This is a genomic window from Methyloterricola oryzae, assembly GCF_000934725.1.
Classification (GTDB): Bacteria; Pseudomonadota; Gammaproteobacteria; order Methylococcales; family Methylococcaceae; genus Methyloterricola; species Methyloterricola oryzae.
This window is the reverse complement of record NZ_JYNS01000001.1, coordinates 90,424-116,889: the sequence shown is the minus strand read 5'-3', so window position 1 is coordinate 116,889 and position 26,466 is coordinate 90,424. Positions and strand designations below refer to the sequence as shown.

Sequence of the window (26,466 nt, the reverse complement as noted above, 5' to 3'; positions counted from 1 at the left end):
GGCGGCGTCAGGCATCCCGGCGCGCCCGTTCCCGCTCCAGCGCCGCCACATAGCGCTGCAACTGCCTGGCGAAACTGCGGCTCATGTCCCGGAAAGCGAAGCCGACCCGCGTCACCGCGCTGCGGCCCTGACTGCGGGCGGTGTTGCGCTTGTTGCGGATTTCCAGGGAAACGCGTTCCTCGCGCAGGCCGTCGATGAGCAGCGCGCAGTTGCCGAACACCTGCCCGACGCGCCCCCAGTAATCCAGACGCCCGGATTTGTCCAGCAAGGCCAGGCCCAGCAGGCTGATGTTCAGCACTTCGAATTCAGCGATCTCGTCGTTGGGCAGGGGAACCCGGCACAGCACCGGTGCGGCGCGCGGCAGCGAGATCCGGTAGTTCTCGCGGCGCTGGACCCAGATCATGGCCGCGGGAATCGGCGCCGCCAGCACGTCCTGGCCGTCGAGGGTGGCTTCCCGCAGGCGCGCGCAGGTGAAGCGCACGTCGGCTCCCTGCACCGAGGCGGAAAACGACAGCAGAGCGGCCTCGCACAGTTGTGCCGGCATCTGTTGCGGGGTTTCCAGGGCCATCAGGCCTTTTTGCGGAAGCAGTTTGATGAGGGTGGAGGTGACGCTGGCGCCTGAGTCGTCCCAGCCGATGCTCAGCAGGGTTCCGTTCCGCTGCAGGGTCTGCAGCTTTTCCAGGATGTTGGCCGCGCTGGTCAGGGTGAAGGCGGCGAGCGGGTCGGCGGGGGAGGGCTCGGTCATGGTCCTTGGCTTCGCTCCGGGCTGGTTGGCGTGTTACGCGCCGGCGTTCACCCCGAAAAGCATATGCCGTTTCCGGCGATTTCCAAGTGGCGGGCGCCGCCGCCGAACCTCAAGGTAAGGCCGCCAGGAGCTGCTCCAGGATTTCGGGCTCCACCGGCTTGACCAGATGGCGGTTGAAGCCAGCCAGCCGGGAATTGTGCACGTCCCGCTCCTGGGCCCAGCCGGTCATGGCCACGATGGTCGCGCCGCGTCCCCAGGGCAAGGTGCGCATGCGCCGGCAGGTATCGTAGCCGCTCAATCCGGGCATGCCGATGTCCAGCAGGACCAGCTCTGGCCGGTAGGAAGGAAACTGGTGCAGGGCTTCCTCGCCGCTGTGGGCGCAGCGGACGTCCTGGCCGAGCAGTTCCAGCAGCAGCCTGAGGCTGTCCACGATGCTGGCATTGTCGTCCACCACCAGCACGCGGTGGCGGCGCAGCTCACCGGCGGGCGCGAGGGGCAGGGGCGGCGCTTCCGGTGCCGCCTCGCTGCCTGTCGCAAGGGGCAGTGTCACCACGAATTCGGACCCGTTCCCTTTGCCGCCGCTCAAGGCCTCGATGCGGCCCCCGTGTTTCTCCACCAGACGCTTTGCCAGATTCAGGCCGATGCCCAGCCCACCGGTGCCACGCTGATAGGTCTGGTCCACCTGGGTGAACAAATCGAAGACTCTTTCGAGCATGTCCTTGGGGATGCCGATGCCGCTGTCGCGCACCCGCACCACGGCGTCACCGCGCTCCACCGCGAGCCGCAGATCGATGCGTCCGCCCCGAGGGGTATACTTCGCGGCGTTGTTGAGCAGGTTGGCAAGCACCTGGGCCAGGCGCACCGCGTCGCCGCTGATGGGGACGGGCTGGGCGGGCAGTTCCAGGTTCAACTGGTGGCCGGCCTCTTCCACCAGGCTTCGGCCGGCGTCCACCACGCCCTTGATGATCCGCCTCAGGTCGGCGGTCTCGGTGTGCAGTTCGATACGCCCCTGACGGATGCGGCTCATATCGAGCAGATCGTCCAGCAGCCGAACCATGTGCAGCAACTGGGGCTCCATCAGCGCCAGCACCTCCCGGCGCTTGTCCTCATCGTCGCCCGCCATCTTCAGCACGCGGATGCCGTTGCGCAGGGGCGCGAGGGGGTTGCGCAATTCGTGGGCGAGGGTGGCGAGGAATTCGTCCTTGAGCCGGTCTTCCCGGCGCAGCGCCTCCTCCGCGGCTTTCAGATCGCTGATGTCCTGCACCGTGCCGAAGGCGTCGAGGAATTCCCCGTCGGCATCGAATTCCAGCTCGCCCGTTTCCTTGAGCCAATACCATTCGCCGTCGACTTCGACCCGGTACTCGGTGACATAGCAGCCACGATGGGCGAGTGCCTGCAGCCAGGCCTGGTCCAGCCGGTCGGCGTCCTCCGGGGGCAGCAGCGTCAGGAGGCCCGCGTAGTCCATGGGCGTGCCCGGCACGATGCCGAACATGCGGTAGGTCTGGGCGGACCAGATCAATGCTCCGGTCCGCCCGTCCAGGCGCCAGTTGCCGATCTTGCCCACCGTCTGGGCGCGGGCCAGATCGTCGCGATTGCGTTGCAACTCCTGCTCCGTCAGCTTGCGCTCGGTGATGTCCCGAGCCATGACCAGCAGGCCGGTGACCTGTTCCCCGCTGTTCTTGAGCGGTATCAGATCGGTGCGCAGCCAGCGCGCGCTGCCGGAGGGCAGTTCAAGGAAATCTTCACGGCCCAAGATTGGCTCGCCGGATGCGATCACGGCTTCGTCGGCCTCGCGGAAGGCCGCGGCCTTCTCGGGAAAGAGCTCGGACATTAGGTGGCCCTCGACCTGAGACTTGGGCAAGCCCCAGGCTTCGGCCACCGTCCGGTTGACCCGCAACAGCCGGCCCTGCGTGTCTTTGTAGAAGATATGCGCCGGTAGGGTATCCAGGATCATCTGCAACTCGGCCTGCAGGGAGCGCAGGCTGGTCTCAGTCTCGTGCTTCTCGGTCACGTCGTTGGCGATCACCAGGGCATGGGGTTCATTGACCAGTTGAAGGCGATGCACCGAGCCCATCATGATGCGCTTGCGGCCGCTGCGGCGCAGGGTGAAGCTGGCCTCCACATTGCGCACGGTGCCCTCGCGCTGGAGGCGCTCGAAGATATCTGCCCTTAGTGCGCGGTCCTCCCAGAGCTTAAGGTCCTCCGATGTGCTGTCGATGACCTCCTCCGGCTGCAATTCGAAGGTCTCCAGCATGCTGCGGTTCACTTCGATGCAGCGGTTGTCGCGCAGCCGCATGATGGCCATGCCCATGGGGCATTCCATGAAGGCCGCGGAAAACTTGGCCTCGCTGTCCCGCAGGGCGGCCTCGTAGTGCTTTTGCTCGGTGATGTCGCGGCCGACGCATTGGAATTCAGACAGCGCGCCGTCCGGATCGAAAAAGCCCAGATTGACGAACTGACCCCAGCGGATAGCGCGCTCGCCGTCGTAAAAGCGATTTTCCACGCGGACGATCGGGTTTGCGGGTGAGAGGGCGGCCAATTGCGCCTCCACCGCCGCTACGTCATCCTCCGCCACCAGCGGCTGCCAGCGGCGGCCGAGCAGGGCCTCCGCGCTCTGGCCGAAAGTCCTGCAAAATGCCGGATTGGCGTAGGTCACGGTGCCGTCCGCGCGAAAGCGCGCGATCATCTCGGTCTGGGATTCGACGACTGCGCGGTAGCGTGCTTCGCTCTCCTGCAATTGCCCGTGGGCGTCGCGCAGGGACTGCTCGATGGCCTTGATGTCGCTGATGTCCTGGAGCGTGCCGAACACGTCCGGCCGCCGCCGGCTGTCACCCACCCGTGGCTCGGCCTTTTCCCGGACCCAAACCGTGCGGCCTTCCACCAGCAGGCGGTGCTCGATGTCATAGGGCTTGCCGCACAGGGCTCGGGATCGGCACTCGGCCACCCATTCGCGCTCGTCCGGATGGACCTGGGCCAGCAGCATGGCCTGGTTCACGTCGGCGCCTTTGGGGATGCCCAGGATGCGGTAGGTCTCGTCGGAGCAGAGGATCACGTTGCCGCGATCGGTTATGCGCCATACGCCGATCCTGGCCATCTCCTGGGCCCGCTGCAGGTCCAGTTGGGTGTCACGAAAGGCCTGTTCGGCGTTGTGCAGATCACTGATGTCGCTGAGCATCACCCTGAAGTCCGGCCGGCCTTCCTTGTCCTGAGCGCGCCGCAGAATCAGGCGCGCCCAGAACCGCTGGCCATCGCCTTTGATCAGGCGCAGCTCCAGGCTGCGCGTGCCCAGGCCTTTGCGGTGCTGGCTGAAATGCTCCCGGTAAAGCGCGCTGTGGTCGGGATCGACGCAGCTGAAGAAAGGCCGCCCTTCCAGGAAAGCCCGGGGGCGGTCCAGAAGGGCCGCGGCGGTGAGGTTCACTTCCTGAATGACGCCGGTGTCCGACAAGGTGATATAGCCCACCGGCGCCACTTCGAACAGGTCCTGATAGCGCTCGCGGGCGGCTTCCAGATTTTGCTGGATGCTGCGCAGTTCCTCGTTCTGCAGTTCCAGTTCGTGCTGGTGCACCTGCAGTTCGGCCAGGGCGCGCTGCAGTTCCTCGCGGGTCGTATCGGCTTCAGGCGGCCGGCGGCGGGAGCGTCCGGCTGCGTCCCGGGTGTTGGTTGCTGCGGCGGGCGACGCTTCCGGCGTGCGGCTCTTCTTGTCGTCCACGGCCATGGGCATTTCCTCCGGACTGATCGTCGAGTATGCAAGGCAATCCAGTAAACCAGCGGCGCGCGCATCCGGGTGGCAGGCAGCTGAGCGCAAAGTCATGAAATACTAAAAATCAGTATAACATCGCGCACTTGATACCCCTATAGTACGCGAAACGGCTTGAACAGCGCTGGTCCTGGTTCCTGAACTCTTTCTTGATGGCCGCGCGCCGTCTTCTATTGCTTGCCCGATGGTTGGCAGCCGCTACCGCATCCAGTCCGGATGGCGTATGGTACGCGCTTTCTCAGTCGCTCACCCGGAACCCGACATGGCCGAGCCATCCAATCCCAGACGCACAAAGCCGCGTCAGGCCCAATCCGGCCTCGCGGCCGCCGCGAATGGCGTCATGGCATACGCCGCCGGCGACGATTTTCCCATCGTCGGCATTGGCTGTTCGGCCGGTGGCCTGGAAGCCCTGGAACGCTTCTTCAGCAAGGTGCCGGAGAACTGCGGGATCGCCTTCGTGGTCATCCAGCATCTGGATCCGCGCCGGCCGAGCATGCTGCCCGAGTTGCTCGGGCGAGCCTCCCGCTTGCCGGTGGGCGAGGCGCGCAATCGCACGCGAGTCAAGCCGGGGCATGTCTACGTGACCCCGCCGGATCGTGAGTTGTCCTTGCTGCACGGCACCTTGCTCCTGCTGGAGCCCACGCCGTCCCAGCCCTTGCGCCTGCCCATCGATTTCTTCCTCCGCACCCTGGCGGAAGACCTTCAGGAGCGGGCCATAGGCGTGATCCTCTCCGGCATGGGCTCGGACGGATTGCTGGGCCTGCGCAGCATCAAGGAGCGGGGCGGGTTGACCCTGGCCCAGGACCCTGCCGAGGCGCGCTCGCCAAGCATGCCGCAGAGCGTCATCGAGGCCGGGCTGGTGGATATCATCGACTGCGCCCAGGAACTGCCGGCGCGCATCGCCGCCATTCTCAACCGCCCACAGCGGCTGCCGGCCGGGGAACTGCAGGTGGCGCCGGCCACGCAGAGCGCCCTGGCCAAGATCATCGTGCTGCTGCGCGATCGCTGCGGCTGCGACTTTTCCGAGTACAAGACCAGTACCCTGTACCGCCGCATCGAGCGTCGCACCGCCCTGCATCAGTTGAGCGGAATCGCGGCCTATGTGGGCTACCTGCGGGAGAATCCCAAGGAACTGGATCTGCTGTTCAAGGAGCTCTTGATCGGGGTCACCAGTTTCTTTCGCGATCCGGGCGTCTGGGACCAATTGCGCGACCGCGCCCTGCCCACCCTGTTCAAGCATTACGGTTCCGGCGCCACCCTGAGGGCCTGGGTGCCGGCCTGTTCCAGCGGGGAGGAGGCATACTCCCTGGCCATCGTGTTCAGGGAGGCCCTGGAGAAAGCCGATCCCGGCGGGCGCTACTCGCTGCAGATCTATGCCACCGACATCGACCAGGACGCCATCGACCGGGCGCGCCGGGGCCATTTCCCCGAGAACATCTCCAGTGACGTCACGGCCGAGCGCCTCAAGCGCTTTTTCGTGGCGGACGAGAACGGCGGCTACTTCATCGGCAAGGACATCCGCGACATGGTGGTGTTCGCGCCGCAGAACATCATCGCCGACCCACCTTTCACCAAGCTGGACATCCTGAGCTGCCGGAACCTGCTGATCTACTTCGGCGCCAACCTGCAGCGCAAGCTGCTGCCCCTGTTCCATTACGCCCTGAACCGGGACGGGCTGCTGGTGCTGGGCAGTGCGGAGACCGTGGGCAATTTCAATGACTTGTTCGAGCCGCTGGACGGCAAGTTCCGGGTGTTCCGGCGCATGGAACAGGCTTCGCCGGTGACGCGACTGGACTTTCCCGCCCGCGGTCCGGTGGAGGCGGTGCCCGGCGGGTCGGCGGAGCCGGCCGGCCTGCGCGATACCCTGGAATACCTGACGGACCAGTTGGTCCAGCAGAATTTCGCCCCGCCCGCCGTGCTGGTCAACGGCGATGGAGACATCCTGTACTTCAGCGGACGCACGGGCAAATACCTGGAGCCGGCGGCGGGCAAGGTGAATGTCAACATCCACGCCATGGCCCGGGAGGGCCTGCGCGAGGCGCTGACCGGCGCCATCCGCAATGCCCAGCGCCACCCCGAACCGATACGTCTCAACGGCTTGCGTGTCGGCAGCAACGATGGCACCCAGATTGTGGACGTGATCATCCAGGGATTGACGGATCCTGAACTGCTGCGCGGGCGGGTGCTGGTGGTGTTCCGCGAAGTCCCCGCGTTGCCGCGGCGCGGCGGGCGGCGCAAGCTCGGCGAAACGCCCGACATCCTGGAGGCGGAACTGCAGCAGACCCGCGAGGCGCTGCGGGTGGCCCACGAGGAGATGCAGACCTCGGTGGAGGAATACAAGTCGGCCAACGAAGAACTGCAATCCACCAACGAGGAACTGCAGTCCACCAACGAGGAGCTGACCACCTCCAAGGAAGAACTGCAGTCCCTCAACGAGGAACTGCAGACCGTCAACGCCGAGCTGCAGTCCAAGGTGGACGAGCTGTCCGGCGTGCGCAACGACATGACCAATCTGCTCAACAGCACCGAGATCGCCACCATCTTCCTCGACAGCGCCTTGAAGCTGCGCCGTTTCACATCCCACGCCACGTTCCTGTTCAAGCTGATTCCCGGCGACATCGGCCGCCCCCTCACCGACGTTGCTTCGGAGCTCAAGTACCCGGCGCTCAAGGAAGACGCCCAGGAAGTGCTGCGCAGCCTGATTTTCCGCGAGAAACAGGTGGGCAGCCACGACGGTCGTTGGTTCCGGGTGCGCATCATGCCTTACCGGACCCTGGAGAACCTCATCGATGGTGTGGTCATCACCTTCATCGACATCAGCGACATCCGGCGCGTCGAGCAGGAATTGGATGAGACCCGGGCGCGTCTGGCGCAGGAAGCCAGCGCCCTGGCTCGGTTCCGCGACCTCAGCGTCGTCCTGTGGCAGGCGCCCGGCCTGCAGGCGGGGTTGGACGCCTTGCTGGACGCCCTGCTGACTTCCTTGGGTGCTCCCCGGGGCAATCTGCAGCTGCTTTCCGGCGACACGGAAAGCCTCCATATCGTCGCCCAGCGGGGCTTCGAGCAGGATTTCCTGGAATTCTTCCGGGAGGTCTCGGCCGCACACGACACCGCCTGCGGGCGCGCCTTGCGCAACGGCGAGCGGGTGATCATCGAGGATGTGGAACTGGACGTGGCCTTTGCGTCCTTTCGGGAAATTGCCCGCAAGGCAGGGTTCCGCTCCGTGGTGTCCGTGCCGCTGAGGGGGATCGGCGGAGCCGCGGTCGGCATGCTGTCGGCGCATTTCGCCGAGCCCCGCCGCTTCGCCGACCACGAGCTGCAACTGATGGAATCCTTCGCCCGCTTGGCCGCGGCCTTCATCGAACGCGTTCGCCAGGAAAAATAAGGCTCGATCTGCGGTAACCGTCGACACAAATCCGCTTCCATCCCCTCTGCGGGGGGGCAGGAGTGAAGACATCGGACGGCGGCCACGCCTGATCTCGCCCGGCCGCGTTCATGCGCCTGGTTGCCTTCAACCAGCGATTGGGGCGTTTCCACCATCTTCCCACAGCCCGGGCCTCCGGCATCCCCGCCAAGCCCCGGGACAGCCGGGATTTCTCAGTCCCCGCCGTTTGGCACCAATCCTGCCTCATCCCGCCTGACGCCCCGGTTCAGCCGGGCGTTTACCTCGCCTGTATTCCAGGCATCCAATGACCACCGGATTGTCAGCAATGCAAAACAACAGCTCGTACGAGGAAGCTGCCATGGTCTGCCATACCAACCGCCGGGAAGAAGAGCTTTCGCGACTGCGGGCGCTGGAGCAGCGTTCCGGCCGGCGGATACGCGTGATGCGCATGTCCGGCGAACCAGTCGCATGCATCGATCTCAAGATGGAGGTGTGGACGGCGGAGGATGCCAATTTCCCGCGCAGCGCGCTTTCCGAGGTGCATGCCAGTCTGGTGCTGGGGGCGCTGTATCCTTTTGTGCCGCCCCGGGTGGAGGTCAAGACTCGGGTCTTCAATCCATTGGTGGACCCGCAGGGGCGTCTTCACTTTGGTCTGGATTGGTCCGCTGGCTGCCATCTGGACAACCTGGCTTGCCGCGTGTTCAAGATACTGGCCTTCGACGAGGGCGCGCTGAGCCTTGGGACTGTCGTCAATGATGCCGCCGCGGAATGGTATCAGACCGCGCGATCCCTGTTGCCCTCGGTGTTTCCCAGCGATGGTCTGGCGGGGGTCGGACCGGACGCGGCGCACAGCTTTTCAGCTATCGGCGGCGGCCTCTAGCCGCCCGGCACGCCAGTCCGCCGGCGCCGCTTGCAGCGGCGCGCCTATCTCCCGCTTTCTCACAGCGTCCCGGCTTCGGGAACCACGGCACGCCATCCTTCCCAGCGTGTCGCAGCAGGGCCGGAGCCTTTGGATCAGCCCCGAATTGGGCATCAACGGCGTGGTCTGCGCCCAATGCCACCCCAATGCCGCCAATAACCCACCCGGAAACCTATCCCAAGTTCCAGAAGCAGTTGGGCAAGGTGGCGGTGCTCGCGGAGATGATCAACTGGTGCATCCGCAATCCGCTCCAGGGACAGCCCCTGGCCTTGGACGATCCGAAGATGACGGCGATCCAGTCTTATGTGGTCTGGTAGCGCCGGGGGGCAACCTTGGATTCGGCGAAGCACTGAGAACCTCGGGACCGGCGTGCGAAGCTGATCGCGATCCAATCAGCGGGATGATCGCAAATTGCAGGTGCCCCCATGGTCAAGCATTTTGACCGCGTGACGGTCGTGGTTCGCGATCAAAGCTCGCAGCTATTCCTCCTTTGTAACCTTTGGCGAATCGGAAGCCGACGGGCCGGGCCCCGGATATCGCTTAACGTTTTCCCGCTGGTGCCGCTGTAATCGAAGGTAGGTGCTGCGAGTGCCTGCACCGGAACCTACCCTCGCTAATTCTGTCCACACTATGACGCAACTAGAGATCGTGTCATGAGCAGCCGTGATCCTCAGATGAATACTTACACTGTTACCCTGATCAATTTCAATGGCAGACGGGTTTGCCGCCGAGTCAGGTCGTGGAACCAGACGGACGCGAAGGAGACAGCCGCCCAGATGGCCCAACATCAGAACTGGGTGAGAGGCTGGGCTGTGACCGGCTATGAGGTCAGTCTGCAGCCCTCGGCGGAGTCGGGTGGCTAGACGCCGCTAAGGCGTATTTCCACTATCTCCGTTTGCCGCAGATAGATCAGACAGCGCTTCGTGCGGGAGCCTCTCTCCCTCAAACGCGAAGGCTGACGTATCTGCAGGGATCGTCCCTTGAGCCCGCTTGAATTCGGGCGCGGCCGGCATGGCCTTGATCGCGCTCTGCCTTCTTTTCAATGCCGATAGAGCGACGTTAGCAGTTCGTTGCGGCCTGCGATTCCCAACTTGTTGTATATGGCCTGGCTGTGGGCCACCACGGTGCTCATGCTCAGGCGCATTTCGTGGGCGATTTCCTTGAACGAGCGGCCCAAGGCGATCTTCAGGCAGACCGCCGATTCCTTGCTGGACAGGGGAAAGCGCCGCAGCGTTTTGGCCAGCTTGAGCTGAAGCGGCACATGACGAGTCACCGTTACCGCAAAACTCGGCTTGCCGTCCCTCCCCAGGGATTCCAGGCGGTTGCTGCGGAGTCCAAAGCGTCCCCAGCGGTTTGACCAGCGCCGGTCATCGTCCGCATCGGCGGGTGATTCGATCGGTGCGCCCCGCCCGGGTCGGAGATAAGTCATCAGCGTTTCGCCCAAGGAGTCCGGATCCAAAGGGGTCCAATGGCGGCCCGGAGCCCATCGGCGATCCAGGGCGTACTGGATGAACTGCGCGCCGCGCGCGCTGATATGCCCGACGTTGCCTTCTTCATTCAGGATCACCATGACCTGATCCCCGCTTTCGACCCAGGAGCCGCTGTCCTCGGCTGGGGCCACCATGGCGCGGGATAATAATGGTGCCAGTTCTTGCAGTCGCTTCAGATGGCCCGGGTCGAATGCCTGGTCCTGCGCGTCTCGCCTGAGAACCAGCAGGGCCGAGCGGCCACTGCTATCGGATGAGCTCAGTTTGAGGGCGAGCGTGCGGCTGGCGGCATGCCCCTCGGGTTCACAACCATCCAGCCGGAGGGGTTCGCCGCTGCCCCGAGAGGGGTGTGACGGCAACGTTGTCGCGGCCTGATCTAAGGCCTTGATGGCGTCGGGGTTGGCTTCGCGCAGGAGCGGGAGCCAGTCGCCGGTATCCGCGAGGCACTTGCCGTTTTGCCAGTCGACATATTGATAATGGGGCAAGAGATCCGGCTCGAACTCCATGAAGGCGCCGGAAGCAAACGGCAGCATTCGCCGCAGCGACTCGAACAAGTCGGGCAGCACGATGCAAAACGGCAGCCCCATGTTACTGATCTGTCTGAAGTAGCTGATTTCCTGCCGGTCTGCGGCCACGCCGGGACTCATTGGCCACCTCCTGCGCGCGCTTGGCGGCTCGCCGATATATTGTGCGCGCAATAAGATAACTCCCGATTCGCACCTCGTGCTTGCGTTCCGCTGGATCGGGCCAAAGCCGGTTCCGCAATAGCCAATGCTCTGTTTGCCATCATTGATCCCCCAGTCGAATTCCGACACCGCATGTCGGCTTGGCAGGGAGAATGCCTGTTGAGCGGTAGGGCATCAGTCAAAAATTTACAAAAACTTACGATTGTTTTCACTTCCTGCTCCGGTAATCTGACCCCACATCCGGCAACCCACGCAGCGAAAGCGGCCGCCGGAACCCGAAGGAATTCACCTGCCATTGGGGGCTGTCCATGAAACGATTCGATCTACAACGCCATCTCGTAATAAGTGCAAGTCTTATGTTGCTGGGGCTGATGCCGGTGTCGGCCAAGGAGGAGGCGTCGGTGCAGGTCATCGACGGCAACTTGAGCGTGAAGGCTCAGGACATGCGCCAAGATGATCTGCTGAAGCTCATCAGCGACAAGACGGGCATCCGTTTCCATGCCGAAACTCCGCTCGATCAAAAGGCGAGCGTGTCGTTTCAGGGCTTGGGGGCGGAAGCGGCGCTGCGCGAAATCCTCGGCAGCGGAGCCAATCTGTTCTTCCGCTACGGAGAGACCAAGGCCAAGCCTTCCTCGGCGTTGCCGGAGGACGTCTGGGTGCTCGGAAAAGACAGTTCAGGGAGCGCTGGACTACGCGCCCTCAGCACCGCCAGGGAAATCGGGCCGGAAAGCAATCCGGCAGGGCCCGCAACCGTGGATGTCAAGCCAATGAACGGAGAGGAAAAAGCGACGACGCTGGAGCGATTGCGTTCGGGCAGTTCCGAGGAGCGGGTTCAGGCGATGGCGCGCTTGTTCGAAGACGGCAAGGCGGGTGAAGACGAGGTGCGCGCGGCGCTTGAAACCGCCACCAACGACGGGGATCCGCAAGTACGCATGATGGCGATGCAAGCCCTTGCCAACCTTCCTGACGGCTCCAGATACGTCCATGAGGCCTTGCATGACCCCGATGCCGGGGTGCGCTTGATGGCCTTGGCATCACTGTCGCCTGGCACGGAGGACGGGCATCTGGTCCGGGAAGCCCTGAACGACCCCGACCAGACAGTCCGGTCGCAGGCGGAGGAAATGGTCAAGTCACTTGGCCTTGCATCAACTGAAAGCCCCTAGTCGGGCCCGAGACAAGCCGTCGCCTTTGCCAGGGGCAAGGCGACGCAATGGAGTTAGGGGAAAGGGCATGCGCGGTGTTGCATCACCGCAGCACCCGTTCTCCTCTGCCGACGGCAACGGCAGACGGTGACTGGCAGGTCACCGAAACCTGCCCCGAGGGCAAGCCAAGTTCCCTCGGCTGTTTCTTGTTCGTCCTTCAATGCAACTGGGAGTATACATCATGAACAATGCAATCCTGAAGAGCACCGTCGCCATCGCAGCCGTCATGGGCGGCCTGGCCGCCGCACCCGCCGCTCACGCAGTCGCCGTCGCGGGCACTCTCGCCGCGTTCGCCGATGCCGCCGATGTCTACCGGGTGACCTGTCCGCTGGGAACCAGCCGGATCACCGGGGGCATCCTGGACGTGGGATACGGGAATAACGGCACGAATGTTAATCTGGCGTTCTTCGATACGACGCCGCCCGGGTTGTCCGCGGTTGCCACGGATGCGGAAAACGTATTTCCGTTGTCGATTCCCAGTGGCCAAGTCAACCTGATCAGAGGACCGGGCCAGTACTACATGTACGTGTGGCATTCCGGTAATTTGATTGCCGAGAGCTACGTAGCCAACTACGACTGCCGCAATGCCGCGGGCGGCATATTGGCGTCCGCCAGGCTTCAACTGCAGAACCAGTAAAGCCTCGCGGACCCTCGCGCCGCGACCCGGCCTGCCCGGGGAGCGGCGCATACTCACAGAGAGGCTTGGGGTCCGTATTGCCTGGCTGACTTCACGCGTTCGGTCATAGTGCTCCAGCAGAATCCGGCGATTTCGGATAGGTCGAAGACTGACGCGGGCGGCCTTAACCGGCAAGGCTTGCGTTAGCGGTAAGATAAGCGATTGATTTGGCGGAGAGGGTGGGATTCGAACCCACGTGGGGATGTTAGTCCCCCATCCGATTTCGAGTCGGCGCCGTTATGGCCACTTCGGTACCTCTCCGGAGGCAGGCCCATTATCATAGCAAAGCGTCGCCGGCATTGCATGAACTTCGGGAACGAGCGCGTTCGATCAGGTCTTCCGCTCAGCGCCGGCGCTTGAAAAAGGTTTTGAGCTGTTCCGAACATTCCGCCGCGAGCACCTCGCCGGTGACTTCCACGCGGTGGTTGAGAAAATCCACATCCGCCAGTTGCAGCGCGCTGACAACCGCGCCGCGCTTGGGGTCGAGCGCCCCGAAAACCAGCCGTTTGACGCGGGCGTGAACGATGGCGCCCATGCACATGACGCAGGGTTCCAGGGTCACATACAGCGTGGTGTCCAGCAACCGGTAGTTCTGCAGAACCTGACCTCCGCCGCGCAGGGCGACCATCTCCGCATGGGCGCTGGGATCGTTGCGCGCGATGGGGCAATTCCAGCCTTCGCTGAGGATGGCATCGTCCTTGACCAGCACGGCGCCAACCGGCACCTCGCCAAAGGACTCCGCCCGGCTGGCCAGAGCCATGGCGTGGCGCATCCAGTCTGCGTCGTCCAAGCGCCTAGCGTCCTTCCAGCCACTCGCGCAATTGCGCGTCTTCCATGGGGCGCGCGAACAAATAGCCCTGCGCCAGGTCGCATCCCTCCTGCAGCAGCGCCTCCTGCTGCCATTGATCCTCGATGCCTTCGGCCACGACCCGCATGCCGAAGGCATGTCCCAGGGCGATGACCGCCCGGCAGATGGCGCGGTCGTCTTCCTGCAGGGCGACGCCGTCCACGAAGCTGCGGTCGATCTTCAACTCGCTGGCAGGAAAGCGCTTGAGGTAGCCCAGGGAGGAATATCCGAGTCCGAAATCGTCCAGTGAAAGGGGGATGCCCTGGCTTCTCAGTCGGTCGAGGCTGTCGTGGGTGGATTCCACGCTCTCCAGCAAAGTATGTTCGGTGATCTCGACGCACAGGCGCTGCGGCGTTATGCCGTAGGCGGTCAGCGCCCGGCTGAGATCCTCGCAGATGCCGGCGTTCTTGATGTGGTGCGCGGAGATGTTGACGGATACCCGAGGCACCTGCACGCCCTCGCCATCCCAGAGTTGGATCTGGCGGCAGACGGTGTTCAGCACCCATTCGGTCAGCGGGATGATCAACCCGAAGCGCTCAGCGACGGGGATGAAGCGATCGGGTGGGATCAGCCCCAGTTCCGGGTGACGCCAGCGCAGCAGGGCTTCGAGTCCCACCAGTTCCTCGCTGGCCAGGTCGACCTGCGGCTGGTAGACCATGAATAGTTCTTCGTGCTCCAGGGCACGCCGCAGTCCTGACTCGATGCTCAGCCATTCCTGGGCCGAGCTGTTCAGTTCGCCGGTGTAGTATTCGCAAGCGCCACGTCCTTTTTCCTTGGCGCGGCACATGGCCATGTCGGCGTAGGTGAGGAGGGCTAGCGCGTCGCTCGTGTCCTGGGGATAGACGCTGATGCCCATGCTGACGGAGGCGAACACCTTGCGCTCCGACAGCAGCACCGGCGCCTCGAAGGCACGCAGGATGTCCTGCGCCAGCAAATGGGCGTCCAGGGGATCGGAGCCAGTCATCAGCAACATGAATTCGTCGCCGGCGATGCGCGCCAGGGTGTCGCCGGGCCGGGTGCAACTGGTTATCCGTGTGACAGCTTCCTTGAGCAGGGTGTCTCCGGCATCATGTCCCAAGGTGTCGTTGATCAGCTTGAAGTTGTCCAGATCGATGGCGCAGACCATCACCCGTTCGTCATCTTGCGCCTGGCCGATGGCCTGCGCCAGCCGCTCGCGGAACAGGGTCCGGTTGGGGAGCCCGGTCAACTCATCATGGCTGGCAAGGAACTCGATGCGCCGGTTGAGGGAGACGGTCTCGCTCACATCGCGGCCGACACCCCGGTAGCCCTTGAAGTTGCCGACGTGGTCGAAGATGGGCTTGCCCGAGAGGCGCAGGCTGAGCACGTGGCCCTGCTGGTCGGTGAAATCCACCACCAGATCGCGAAAAGCGTGGCGCTGATTGAGATCCCTGAGGGCCTGAACGTAGGTCTCGTCGGAGAAACCTGCGTCGGTGGCGCGCAGGAGCAGGTCGGTCAGCGTGGTGGATGTCAGACCGCAGGGTCCCCCGCCGGCCAATACGATGCGCAGGTGCGCGTCGGCTTCCCAGAACCAGTCCGCCACGGATTCCGCGTAATCGCGGAAGCGCTGTTCGCTTTCCTCCAGCTGTCGGCCCTTTTCCTCCAGCTCCTCCAGCTTCTTGCTCAGCTTGGCTTGGAGCCTCTCGCCATGCATGGCCTCGAAGGCCTCGCGCGGCGCCGGCGTCCCGCCTGCAGTCTTGCCCTTGGACGAATCGTGCAGCACGTCCTCCAGCGCTTGCATCAGGCGGCCCATTTCCATCGGCTTGGTCAGATAGCGCGTTGCGCCCACCGAGAAGGCAAGCGCCTGGTCGCGCGGCTCGGTGTAAGTTGCGGTGTAGAAAACCACCGGCACCTGGGCCAGGGCCGCATCCTGTTTGAGCGCCCGACAGAGCGCGTAGCCGTCCATCTTGGGCATCAGGATGTCCGAGATGATCAGGTCCGGCGTCCGTTCACGGGCCAGTTCCAGGGCGCGATAGCCGTTGCCCGCGCTGCGCACGGCATAGCCCGCGGAACCCAGGGCCGCCACGAGCAATTCCCGCGAGTTCTCGTCGTCTTCAGCAATGAGGATGTCAGGCGGTGGGGTGTCCATCCAGGACCTCGCGGATTTGCTGTATGACGGTGCGCGGATCGATGGGCTTCTCGATGTACCCGTTGCATCCGGCGGCGATCAGGTTCTCCCGGTCGCCGGACATGGCATAGGAGGTGACCGCGATGATGGGTACGCTCTTGCCTGCCTCTTTTTCCCGGATTCGGCGCAGTACTTCGGTGCCCTCGATGTCGGGCAGTTGAATGTCCAGGAGGATGAAGTCCGGCGGGATGGTCAGCGCATGGCGCACACCCTCCAGTCCGGTAGGCGCATGCTGGACCTGATAGCCGGCGCATTCCAGGATGAAACGGATCAACTCCAGGTTGTCCTCGTTGTCTTCAATGACCAAGGCAGTCGCCATCTCTCAACCCTCTTGCTGCGGAGTCGGCACGCTGGGCTGCTCCGCCGGCGCCTGGACGGATGCCGGTTGCGGCGGGCACAGCGGCAGCCAAAGGCTGAAGGTGCTGCCCCGTTCCGGCTCGCTTTCCACGCCCACGTCGCCGTGCAGCAGTTCGCGCATGATTTTGCGCGTCAGGTAGAGGCCGAGCCCGGTCCCTGGCGTATTGATCTTGAGGCGCGAGTTGATGCGCTCGAAAGGCTGGAAGATCCGGGTCAACCCGGCGGCATCGATGCCGATGCCGGTGTCGCGCACCCACACCCGCACGCCTTCTTCACAGGGCTCCGCGCCGATTTCCACGCGGCCCCGCTCGCTGTATTTGACCGCGTTGCTCACCAGGTTCAGCACGCACTGGTAGAAGCGCTTGCGGTCCGCCACCACGCTCATGTTGGGGCAAGACTCCACATGCAAGGCCAGCCCTTTCTGCGCCGCCTGATGATGCACGGAGGCCGCGGCTTCTTCAAGCACTTTGCCGATTTCGAAGGGTTCGCAGAAGGTCTCTACATAGCCCGCCTCGATCTTGGAAATGTCGATCACATCGCTGATGAGGGTCAGCAGGTGTTTGGCGGAGCGATAGGCTCGGCCCAATTGGTCTTTCTGTTTCTCGTTGAGCTCCCCGGATAGGCCTTGCAGCACCACGTCGGTGAATCCGATGATGGAGTTGAGCGGCGTGCGCAGTTCGTGGGACATGGAGGCCACGAACATGGACTTGATGCGGTCGGCGGATTCGGCGGCCTCCTTGGCATGCAGCAATTCGCGTTCGACTTCCTTGCGTCGGGTGATGTCGCTACCCACGCTGACTAGCCCTAAGGCCTGGCCGTCAGGTCCGATCATGCGCTCCGACGCCCAGGCGAACAGCCTTAGCTTACCTTCGGCGTCGATCACGGGCATTTCGTATTCCCTCGCCGGCTGGCCGTCCAGCATGTCCCGCATGCGATCCTTCAAGGGCTGGCGCCAGTCCACGGGCACGAACAGCGAGGCGAAATCGAGGTCCATGACGGCCTCCCGATGGCGGCCGAAGACCCGCTCGGCCTCCGGATTGAATTCGAGGATATGCCCTTCCGGGGACAGCCCCAGGATCACGCTGGGGGCCATCTGCACCAAGGAGCGGAAGCGCTGCTCACTGACCCGCAGCTCTGCTTCGATGCGGGCACGGGTGTCAATCTCCTCACGCAGTTCCGTGTTGGCCCGCTGCAGGTCGCCGGTGCGCTCGTCCACCAGTTGTTCCAACTGATCCCGGTGGCGCGCCAGGACGGCGTGGGCATAGGCCTGCGCCACCTGATCGGCGACCTCCCCGGCGAAGCTGATTTCGTCCTGGCTCCAGCGGCGCGTCGCTTTCGTCTGCTCGATGCAGAGTACGCCCTTGGTCTGCCCGCCCAGACGGATTGCCGCGTCCAGCATGGAGACCACGCCGGTTTCGCGCAGGTAGCCGTCGCGGAATTCGCTGGTGCGCGGGTCGTCGGCAGCGCTCTCGGCAGGTATGGCGCGGGCGGAGGTGAGTGCCTCGAAGTAACGGGGGTAGTCCTCGCTTTGCAGCAGGGCGCCGCGTGAGTGGGCCCCCGTGTCGGCCTGATAGAGCTCGGCGCATTCCAGCGTCCTGCCTTCGTTGCGCAGCAGCCAGATGCTAACCCGGCTGGCGCCCAGGGCCTCGGCGGCGATGGCCGAGATGCCTTGCAGGGCGTCGCTCAAGGCCGCGGCACCGCCCTTGTTGCGGGAGGCCATGGCGACGATGGCGGCATGATAGCGCTCCATGCGCTGGAACAGGTCGTGCAGATCCTGGGTTCGCTCGGCGACCTGGCGCTGCAGGGATCGGTTCCACAGGAACATGGCCAGCAACCCCAGCGCAATGAAGGCTGAGACGGCCAGGGCGATCTGCAGGGCGCGCCAGAGCGAGGGATCAGGCTGCGGGGGCGCTTGTACCCAGCGGTTGTAGATCGCCTGCCGTTCGGCCGGATCAATTTTCGCCAGGGCCTTGGCCAGGATTCCATGAAACTGCGGCCAGTCGCCCCGGACGGCCATGCCCAGCCGGTACTTCAACCCGGTGTCGCCGGCAATGCGCAGGTCGCTCAAGCCTTCCCGATTGAGCCACCAACTGGCGGTAGGCAGATCCGAGACGAAGGCCTCGTAAGCCCCGAAGGCCAGGCGTTGCAGTCCGCTGCGGGTATCGGGCACCTGTTCGAGGCGGGCGCCGGGATACCGGCTGACCACGAGTTCCTGGGCGGCGTAGCCGGCGACGACGGCCACAGGTTTCCCTTTCAGGGCACGCAGGTCGCGCATGGCTGCGTGGCCGTCACGGACGATCACGTACAGGGGGAATTCCAGGAAGGGCTCGGTGAACAGCCAGTGCTCGCGCCGCTCGGGCGTGTCGGCGAACACGGAGACCATGTCCACGCCCTTGATTTTGGGATCGTTGCTCTGCTGCTGCTTGGGTCCTGGCACGACCCATTGGAATTCCAGTCCGAGCTCGTCCTGCACGCGCTGCAGGTAGTCCGCCACCATACCGCCGGGCTGGCCGTGCTCGTCGACGAAGGAAATTGGCTGGTAGTCGGGGGACAGGGCCACCCGGATATGGGGATGATCGGTCAGCCAGGCGCGCTCTTCAGAGCTGAGTTCCAGGCCCGCCACCGGGGCAGCGGCAAGCTGCAAGATCAGACCCAGTATCAGTCGTGCCCTGCGCCGCTTTGCCATGCTGGATCCTCCCGGTCGGCTGTTGGAGGAGCCGGCGCCCTGGCCCGCTCCCTGGGGTCAGAAACTCATTCCCACTCGATGGTGGCGGGGGGTTTGCCTGAGATATCGTAGGTGACGCGGGAGATGCCGGGTATTTCGTTGATGATGCGCCGCGACACCAGATCCAGGAAGGCATAGGGCAGGTGGGCCCAGTGCGCCGTCATGAAATCCACGGTTTCCACGGCCCGCAGGGCCACGACATAGTCGTAGCGGCGGCCATCGCCCATTACGCCCACGGAGCGTACCGGCAGGAACACCGCGAAGGCCTGGCTGGTCTTCTCGTACAGGCCGTGGCGGTAGAGTTCCTCGATGAAGATGGCGTCGGCGCGGCGCAGCAGGTCGGCGTATTCCTTGCGCACTTCGCCCAGGATGCGCACCCCCAGGCCGGGGCCGGGGAAGGGGTGCCGGTGCACCATTTCCGAGGGCAGGCCCAGTTCCAGGCCGATGGCCCGCACCTCGTCCTTGAACAGTTCGCGCAGGGGTTCGATTAGCTTGAGCTTCATGTCCGCGGGCAGGCCGCCCACGTTGTGATGGGACTTGATCACGTGCGCCTTGCCGGTCTTGGAGCCGGCGGACTCGATCACGTCCGGGTAGATGGTGCCCTGGGCCAGCCAGCGGGCGTCGGTGAGCTTGCCGGCTTCCTCATCGAAGATTTCCACGAACAGGGCGCCGATGATCTTGCGCTTCTGCTCCGGGTCGGCCACGCCCTCCAGGGCGGAGAGGAATCGCTCTTCCGCGTTGACCCGGATAACGTGGACCCCCATGTGCTCGGCAAAAGTCGCCATCACCTGATCGCCCTCGTGCAGGCGCAGCAGGCCGGTGTCCACGAACACGCAGGTGAGCTGGTCGCCGATGGCCTCGTGCAGGAGCGCCGCCACCACGGAGGAGTCCACGCCGCCCGAGAGCCCCAGGATGACCTGCTCGCGGCCGACCAGCTGGCGCACGTGGGCGATGCTATCGCTGATGATATTGAACGGGGTCCACAGGGCGTCGCAATCGCAGATGGCGCGCACGAAGCGCTCGATGATGCGGGTGCCTTGCCGGGTGTGGGTCACCTCGGGATGGAATTGCAGGCCGTAGAAGCGGCGGTCCTCGTCGGCGATGCCGGCGATGGGGGCGCTGTCGGTGCCGGCGATCAGCTTGAATCCGGGGGGCAGGGTGGTGACCTGGTCGCCGTGGCTCATCCACACGTCCAGGATGCCGAAACCTTCCGGGGTGGTGTGGTCCTCGATGTGCCGCAGCAGGGCGGAATGGCCGCGGGCGCGCACCTGGGCATAGCCGAACTCCCGGTGATCGGCGCCTTCCACCTTGCCGCCCAGTTGTTCCGCCATGGTTTGCATGCCATAGCAGATGCCCAGCACCGGAACTCCCAACTCGAACACGCATTGGGGAGCGCGCGGTGTGTCGCTGGCGGTGACGGTCTCGGGGCCGCCGGAGAGGATGATGCCGCGGGCCGCGAAGCCGCGTATGAAGGCCTCGTCGCAGTCCCAGGGATGGATTTCGCAGTACACGCCCACTTCCCGCACGCGGCGGGCGATCAACTGGGTGTACTGGGAGCCGAAATCCAGGATGAGGATCTTGTGGCTGTGGATATCGCCCGCGGGTGTGGTCATGGGGTTGGTCTGGCTGGGTTAGTCGAGCCGGTAATTCGGCGCTTCCTTGGTGATGGCCACGTCATGCACATGGCTTTCCTTGATGCCGGCGGAGGTGATGCGCACGAAGCGGGCGCGGCAGCGCATGTCCTCGATGGTGCCGTTGCCGGTGTAGCCCATGGCGGCGCGGATGCCGCCCACCAGTTGGTGGACGATGGCGACCATGCTGCCTTTGTAGGGCACGCGCCCTTCGATGCCTTCCGGCACCAGCTTTTCGGCGTCGGTGCTGTCCTGGAAATAACGGTCGCTGGAACCCTGCTGCTGCGACATCGCGCCCAGGGAGCCCATGCCGCGGTAGGACTTATAGGAGCGGCCCTGGTAGAGCTCCACCTCACCGGGGGCCTCCTCGGTGCCGGCGAACAGGCCGCCCAGCATGACCGAGTAGGCGCCCGCGGCCAGGGCCTTGGCGATGTCGCCGGAATAACGCACGCCGCCGTCGGCGATGAGCGGCACGCCGGACTCCCGCAGGGCCTCGGCTACGTTGGCCACGGCGGAGATCTGCGGCACGCCGACGCCGGCGACGATGCGCGTGGTGCAGATCGAACCCGGGCCGATGCCCACTTTGACCGCGTCAGCGCCAGCTTCCACCAAGGCCCTGGCGGCGTCGGCGGTGGCGATGTTGCCGCCGATGACCTGGATGTGCGGGAAGTTGCGCTTGATCCAGTTCACCCGGTCCAGCACGCCCTGGGAATGGCCGTGGGCGGTGTCCACCACCACCACGTCCACGCCGGCCTCGGCCAGGGCCGCGACCCGCTCCTCGGTGCCGGACCCGGTGCCGACGCCGGCGCCCACGCGCAGTCGCTCGAATTCGTCCTTGCAGGCTTGCGGATAGTCCTTGGCCTTCTGGATGTCCTTGACGGTGATCATGCCGCGCAGTTCGAAGCGCTCGTTCACCACCAGCACCTTCTCGATGCGGTGCTTGTGCAGCAGGTGAATGGCCTCGGCCTGGCTGGCGCCCTCGCGCACCGTGACCAGCCTGTCCTTGGGTGTCATGACCTTGGTGACGGGTTCGTCCAAACGGGTTTCGAAGCGCAGGTCGCGGCTGGTGACGATGCCCACCAGTTCGCCCTTGTCCACCACCGGCACGCCGGAGATGCTGCGCGCGCGGGTCAGGCTCATGACGTCGCGGATGCTGACATCGGGCGGGACGGTGATGGGGTCTTTGATCACGCCGCTTTCGAATTTCTTCACCATGCTCACTTCGTAAGCCTGGCGCTCCGCGGTCATGTTCTTGTGGATGATGCCGATGCCGCCTTCCTGGGCCATGGCAATGGCCAGGCGGCCTTCCGTTACGGTGTCCATGGCGGCGGACACCAGCGGGACGTTCAGGTTGATCTTGCGGGTGAGCTGGGTCTTGAGGCTGACGTCGCGCGGAAGGATGTCGGAATAGGCAGGAATCAGGAGGACATCGTCAAAGGTAAGGGCTTCTTGATCTATGCGCATGATTCATTCCTGCCTACTTAAAATCTTGTAATTCTACGTTTTTTGTGTGTCCCCTGTAAATTGCAATGCTAAGCCGGCGGCCCGGTGATGGCCGCCAGACATGGATCAAGGGTTTGAAAGCTATGGGAAAGCCGGCTCAATCGGCTTTCTCGTGAATGAGGCGGATGGCCTCGTTGTGTTCAGCCAGGGCCGCGACTTGAGTGCTGACATCCTGGCCCAGGTTCTTGTCCTGGGCCAGGTAGAGTTGGGCCATGGCGGCGGTAACGATGGGGTTGAAGAAAGCACCTTCCAGCGTGCCGGCGAAGGCCAGGGCAAAAACATAGCGCCAGAAGCCCACGTCCACCGGCAACAGCGAGATGAAGTAATTGACCGGATACAGCATGAGCACGAAGGCGGCGGCCAGGCTGGCCAGTTCGAACAGCAGGCCGTAGAGGCGGTATTTCAGCAGGGCTTCGCTGTGGGCAGCGTGGATGACCAGGCCACGTTCGGCGGACCTCCAGGGATTGGCCGCCGCCGCATCGGCGAAGTTGAGGGCCATGATGGCCGGCCCGCATAGCCGGGATAAAAAGCCCGACAGCCATTTCCCTGCCTGGGTGAGTGTGGGGTTGCCGGTTCGCTCCAGCATGGGGCAGGGCGGTGTTGGCAGGGCTTGCAGCGCCTGGCCCAGTGCGGAACCCACCTGCACGAAACTGGATGGCGTGAAGCGTTCCGCGGCAGCTTTCTTGGCGAATTCGATCTGAGCCTTGCCTTCCGGGAGTTTGGCCACCCGTGTCTGCTCCACCAGCAGGGCCAGGGTGCCGGCCTGGGCATTGAACAGGGCGCTGCCGCGGAACTTATAAAGCAGGTAAGCCAGTCCGGCGAACCCCAGGACCGCACCCACGCTGGCAAGTGCGGTGGGTTTGGCCGAGAACGAGGAAAACGCGATAAGCGTTCCGGCGCCGGCCAATGTTCCGAACAGCAGGGCCAGGCTGATGCCCAGGTAGACCATGAAGCGGTACAGCACGAAGGGCATGGAGGTTTCGATGGAGCGTGTGGCGGCCAGCAGGCTGAAATTCCACATGGGCAGTCCTCGTTGGTTGGCTTTGGGCGTGGCCTGATATAAACGCAGGCAGCCCTTATTATTTGGGGAAACAGGCGGCGGCAGCCTCGGCTTTTGCTTCCTTAAGCTTCTTGCGCAGCTTGTCTGATTGGGGCGGGTCACGGAATTCGGCACCGCGCTCGCCAGGGGTATTGAACAGGAAGGTGAAGGTCTGTGCCTGGCCGAATTCCTCGTAGCTCATCTTGCTGGCGATCTTGTCCGCGCTGCAGACGCAGTGATAGAGGTTGTCGTAGTTCTGTCCGCCATGCTCCTGCATGCAACCCAGCACGTATTCGACCCGGGCCTGGGTGGGAAAATCGTTGACCGCGGCTGCGGCAGCCGCCGGGGCCTCAGGTTTGGGTGCGCTGGCGCAGGCGCCGAGTAGTCCCAGGCCAACGCACAAGGCGATGCGGCGGGCGGCGAGGGCGCGGGAAAAGATGTTCATCTGTTCAATTCTCCGTTTAGGAATCGCAAAGTGCTGCGGGATGATAGAGCACAGCCCTCGGCGCGCGCAATTTCCGTGAAAACTCGGCCCGGCGCGGAGTTGCGCGTCGCTTCGCGATCTCACGGCTGGCAGACGGGCACGATAAGGCCGATTCAAAATGACCCGGCCCAGTGTTTAATGCCGGCCTCGGAACTTCCATGAGCGGCGAGTGGTATTGCAATTTCTGTGCTACAAAATATAATCGTTCTCACCTGCAAAACAGTGGATGAGATCGTATCTTATGAGACACAAAGAAAGACTGGCCGCATGGTGCCTGGGTTCCGCAGCGGTGATGGGGTGTGCGGATGTATCCGCGGCGGCGATGCCAGCCACCATGGAGGACATGTGGAAGATCATTCAGCAGCAGCAGAAGGAAATCGAGGCGCTGAAGGCGAAGTCGGCCGAGAACGATCATCTTAAGGAAGAGGTCAAGCAGCTCAAGCAGGCCGAGCAGGCGCGTCCGGCGACGCCTGTTGCCGCTGCCGCGCCAGGTGCTCCGGAAAAGACGAAGTCGGCCAAAAGCGACTCCGATCGCAAAACCGACATCCTGGCGTCGGAAGTGGAAAAGCTGAAGAGCGCCCTGGTGATTCCCGAATCGCGGGAATACAAGAGTCAATACGGCTTTGGCCCTGCGGCATCCCAGGTCTACCGCGTTAATCGAGGTCTTTCCATTGGGGGTTACGGCGAGGCGTTTTACACCAATTACACCGACCACAAGGATGGCAAGAGCGATTCGGCCGACCTGCAGCGGGCGGTGTTGTATGCCGGTTACAAGTTCAATGACTGGATCATCCTCAACAACGAGATCGAGTTCGAGCACGCGACTACCGGTGAGGGCGACGAGGAAAAAGGCGAGGTTTCGGTCGAGTTCTCGCAGCTGGATTTCCTGCTGCACAAGAACGCCAATATCCGCGCGGGTCTGATGTTGGTGCCGATGGGGTTCATCAACGAAATACACGAGCCCACGACCTTCCACGGCAACCGCCGTCCTGACGTGGAGCAGTACATCATACCTTCGACCTGGCGCGAAATGGGCGCAGGGCTGTTCGGCGAGATCGTGCCCGGGCTTCAATACCGCATGTATGCCATGAACGGGCTGAATGCCTCCAAGTACGAGAGCATCGGTATCCGCGAAGGCAGGCAGGGTGGCAGTCAGGCCATCGCCGAGAACTGGGCGTTCACCGGCCGCGTCGACTACACCCCGAATTTTGCCCCTGGCCTTTTGATCGGTGCTTCCGCCTTTGTGGGCGACGCCGGCCAGGGCAAGCTGTATGATGGGCAAAAGGCAAACGTTCTCACCCAGCTTTATGAAGGGCATTTGCAGTGGCATTATAAGGGTTTGGAATTCCGGGCCTTGGGTGCGTACGGCAAAGTGGGCGATGCCGGCTTGGTCAGCGCGGCCAACGGCGAGGTGGTCGGCAAGGACAATTATGGTTGGTATACCGAAGTGGCCTACGACGTGATGCCCCTGCTGTGGAAGGACAGCACGCAGTACCTGGCGCCGTTCTTCCGCTATGAGAAGTACGACACCTTGGCCAGCGTGCCGGCGGGCTATGCGGACGACGGTAGCTATGACCGCTGGATCTACCAGGCGGGCCTGACCTACAAGCCGATCCCGAACATCTCCGTGAAAGCGGACTACCGGAATATCAATTCCAAGAGCGGGACGCAGCCCAGCGAACTCAATCTGGGCGTGGGCTTTATCTATTAATCCGGGCGTGCTGGCGGGTGCCGCAGCGCCCGCCAGACCTGACCGGAGCGGTATGACGACGAGAATTTTGCGCTGGATCGTGATCGGATTTCTGGCAGCCGGGCTGCCCATCCGCGCGGCCATGGCGGAGGTGTATTACAGCAAGGATGAAGCGCTGGAGCTGGCTTTCGGGACGGATGCTCAGGTGGAGCCGCAGTCGGTTTTCCTCAACGACGAGCAGGCGGCGGAAATCGAACGGGTCGCCAAGGCGAAGCTGGATTCCAAGTTGTTCACCTTTCATGTGGGCAAGAAGAACGGGCAGGTTTTGGGCTATGCGGCCATCGAGTCGCATACGGTAAGGACGCAGCCGGAGGCGCTGCTGGTCGTGTTGAACCCGGCGGGTGATTTGACGCGTGCTGAGATTCTGGCCTTTCACGAACCACCGGAGTACCAGCCTCCGGCACGCTGGTTCGAAAGGTTGTACGGCAGGTCGGTGGATGGCCTGGTGCTGGGGCAGGGCATCGACGGCATCGCCGGTGCCACCATGAGTTCCCGTGCGGCGCTGGACAGCATCCGCAAGGTAATGACCATTTATCGTTTGGCGCTCAAACCGGAGGCGGACTAATGCGTTTCTTTGTGACCGGCGAGCAGAAGCGGCAAAGCCTGCTCAATGCCATCGTGCTGATGTTCCTGGGCTATATCGCCTTGCTCTGGATCACCAACGGCATGATGTACTTCCACAAGATGAGTCTGACGCCGGATTCGGTGGTCAGCTATTACCTGGGGTCCGAGGAGAACTTTACCCAGCCCAAGAGCTACCAGAGCCTGCTGGAAGTGACCCACTTCCACTTGTTCTCCATGGGCATCCTGGTGCTGACCCTGGCTCATCTGTTGCTATTCACGCCCTTGAACATGAGCCTCAAAATCTGGCTGACCGGCATGAGCTTCGTCTCCGCTGTGGCCGACGAGGCGGCGGGATGGCTGGTGCGTTTCGTTCATCCAGGCTTTGCCTGGTTCAAGATTGGCGCCTTCCTGATGCTGGAGTTCAGTCTGCTGGCCTTGCTGGTTCTGGTGATCATCTCACTGGTCATGCAGCGCCTGGCGCAACGGGAACGCGGAGGGCTGGAACGCGATGGCGGCATGGCAGCGATGGCGCCGAGTGGTGGTGAAGGCGGCTGAACGGATTTACG

At 63.6% G+C, this 26,466-nt stretch carries 19 protein-coding genes and 1 tRNA gene; 8 read left to right on the top strand and 12 right to left on the bottom strand.

Annotation, left to right across the window (positions count from 1 at the left end; translation table 11 throughout):
* Positions 1–7: 7 nt before the first annotated feature.
* On the bottom strand, positions 8–745 hold the full coding sequence (locus EK23_RS00455) for a flagellar brake protein (RefSeq protein ID WP_045223318.1): 738 nt from the start codon (positions 743–745) through the stop codon (positions 8–10).
* 109 nt (positions 746–854) lie between these two features.
* Entirely contained in the window at positions 855–4,460 is a 3,606-nt protein-coding gene (locus EK23_RS21365; RefSeq protein ID WP_052807758.1) for a PAS domain-containing hybrid sensor histidine kinase/response regulator, read from the bottom strand.
* 304 nt (positions 4,461–4,764) lie between these two features.
* Between EK23_RS21365 and EK23_RS00445 the strand changes: the two genes are divergently transcribed.
* The 3 genes from EK23_RS00445 (at position 4,765) to EK23_RS00435 (ending at position 9,120) form a co-directional block, all read left to right on the top strand.
* On the top strand, positions 4,765–7,884 hold the full coding sequence (locus tag EK23_RS00445) for a chemotaxis protein CheB (RefSeq protein WP_082053833.1): 3,120 nt from the start codon (positions 4,765–4,767) through the stop codon (positions 7,882–7,884).
* A gap of 325 nt (positions 7,885–8,209) precedes the next feature.
* The gene (locus EK23_RS00440; protein WP_045223317.1) at positions 8,210–8,764 is read left to right on the top strand and encodes a ubiquitin-conjugating enzyme family protein; all 555 of its coding nucleotides are present in this window, start codon (positions 8,210–8,212) and stop codon (positions 8,762–8,764) included.
* A gap of 185 nt (positions 8,765–8,949) precedes the next feature.
* Complete coding sequence (locus tag EK23_RS00435) at positions 8,950–9,120, top strand: c-type cytochrome (protein ID WP_235281865.1); 171 nt, start codon at positions 8,950–8,952, stop codon at positions 9,118–9,120.
* A 722-nt stretch (positions 9,121–9,842) separates the two neighbouring features.
* Here EK23_RS00435 and EK23_RS00425 read toward each other — a convergent pair.
* Positions 9,843–10,937: a helix-turn-helix transcriptional regulator gene (locus EK23_RS00425; RefSeq protein ID WP_045223315.1), complete on the bottom strand. Its 1,095-nt coding sequence runs from the start codon at positions 10,935–10,937 to the stop codon at positions 9,843–9,845.
* 347 nt (positions 10,938–11,284) lie between these two features.
* On the opposite strand from EK23_RS00425, the gene EK23_RS00420 reads away from it, so the two are divergent.
* A complete protein-coding gene (locus EK23_RS00420; RefSeq protein WP_145998515.1) occupies positions 11,285–12,139 on the top strand; it encodes a HEAT repeat domain-containing protein in 855 nt (284 codons plus the stop codon).
* A 220-nt stretch (positions 12,140–12,359) separates the two neighbouring features.
* Positions 12,360–12,815: a hypothetical protein gene (locus EK23_RS00415; RefSeq protein ID WP_045223313.1), complete on the top strand. Its 456-nt coding sequence runs from the start codon at positions 12,360–12,362 to the stop codon at positions 12,813–12,815.
* A 207-nt stretch (positions 12,816–13,022) separates the two neighbouring features.
* On the opposite strand, the gene EK23_RS00410 is transcribed toward EK23_RS00415, so the two are convergent.
* The 9 genes from EK23_RS00410 to EK23_RS00370 form a co-directional block, all read right to left on the bottom strand.
* Positions 13,023–13,115, bottom strand: a tRNA-Ser gene (locus EK23_RS00410).
* An 82-nt stretch (positions 13,116–13,197) separates the two neighbouring features.
* Entirely contained in the window at positions 13,198–13,644 is a 447-nt protein-coding gene (tadA, locus tag EK23_RS00405; RefSeq protein ID WP_200892084.1) for a tRNA adenosine(34) deaminase TadA, read from the bottom strand.
* A 4-nt stretch (positions 13,645–13,648) separates the two neighbouring features.
* Positions 13,649–15,808 carry an EAL domain-containing response regulator gene (locus tag EK23_RS00400; RefSeq protein ID WP_045223311.1) on the bottom strand — a complete coding sequence of 720 codons (2,160 nt, stop codon included), beginning with the start codon at positions 15,806–15,808 and terminating at the stop codon, positions 13,649–13,651.
* Positions 15,789–16,166 carry a response regulator gene (locus EK23_RS00395; protein ID WP_045223310.1) on the bottom strand — a complete coding sequence of 126 codons (378 nt, stop codon included), beginning with the start codon at positions 16,164–16,166 and terminating at the stop codon, positions 15,789–15,791. Before EK23_RS00395 ends, EK23_RS00400 begins: the two co-directional genes overlap by 20 nt.
* 3 nt (positions 16,167–16,169) lie before the next feature.
* Positions 16,170–18,890, bottom strand: coding sequence for an ATP-binding protein (locus tag EK23_RS21360; RefSeq protein WP_052807756.1), 2,721 nt, complete (start codon positions 18,888–18,890; stop codon positions 16,170–16,172).
* Positions 18,891–18,955: 65 nt separating this feature from the next.
* Positions 18,956–20,542: a glutamine-hydrolyzing GMP synthase gene (gene guaA, locus EK23_RS00385; protein ID WP_045223309.1), complete on the bottom strand. Its 1,587-nt coding sequence runs from the start codon at positions 20,540–20,542 to the stop codon at positions 18,956–18,958.
* A gap of 18 nt (positions 20,543–20,560) precedes the next feature.
* A complete protein-coding gene (gene guaB / locus EK23_RS00380) occupies positions 20,561–22,024 on the bottom strand; it encodes an IMP dehydrogenase (protein WP_045223308.1) in 1,464 nt (487 codons plus the stop codon).
* 136 nt (positions 22,025–22,160) lie between these two features.
* The gene (locus EK23_RS00375) at positions 22,161–23,084 is read right to left on the bottom strand and encodes a hypothetical protein (protein ID WP_045223307.1); all 924 of its coding nucleotides are present in this window, start codon (positions 23,082–23,084) and stop codon (positions 22,161–22,163) included.
* Between the two features lie 58 nt (positions 23,085–23,142).
* The gene (locus EK23_RS00370) at positions 23,143–23,547 is read right to left on the bottom strand and encodes a hypothetical protein (RefSeq protein WP_045223306.1); all 405 of its coding nucleotides are present in this window, start codon (positions 23,545–23,547) and stop codon (positions 23,143–23,145) included.
* Between the two features lie 280 nt (positions 23,548–23,827).
* Between EK23_RS00370 and EK23_RS00365 the strand changes: the two genes are divergently transcribed.
* From EK23_RS00365 to EK23_RS00355, 3 genes are read left to right on the top strand one after another with little or no spacing between them, the layout of a single operon-like run.
* Positions 23,828–25,297: a TonB-dependent receptor gene (locus EK23_RS00365; RefSeq protein WP_045223305.1), complete on the top strand. Its 1,470-nt coding sequence runs from the start codon at positions 23,828–23,830 to the stop codon at positions 25,295–25,297.
* A 52-nt stretch (positions 25,298–25,349) separates the two neighbouring features.
* Positions 25,350–25,901 carry an FMN-binding protein gene (locus tag EK23_RS00360; protein ID WP_235281864.1) on the top strand — a complete coding sequence of 184 codons (552 nt, stop codon included), beginning with the start codon at positions 25,350–25,352 and terminating at the stop codon, positions 25,899–25,901.
* Positions 25,901–26,455: an Aq_1264-related membrane protein gene (locus EK23_RS00355; protein ID WP_045223304.1), complete on the top strand. Its 555-nt coding sequence runs from the start codon at positions 25,901–25,903 to the stop codon at positions 26,453–26,455. The genes EK23_RS00360 and EK23_RS00355 overlap by 1 nt, the downstream gene beginning before the upstream one ends.
* Positions 26,456–26,466: the final 11 nt, after the last annotated feature.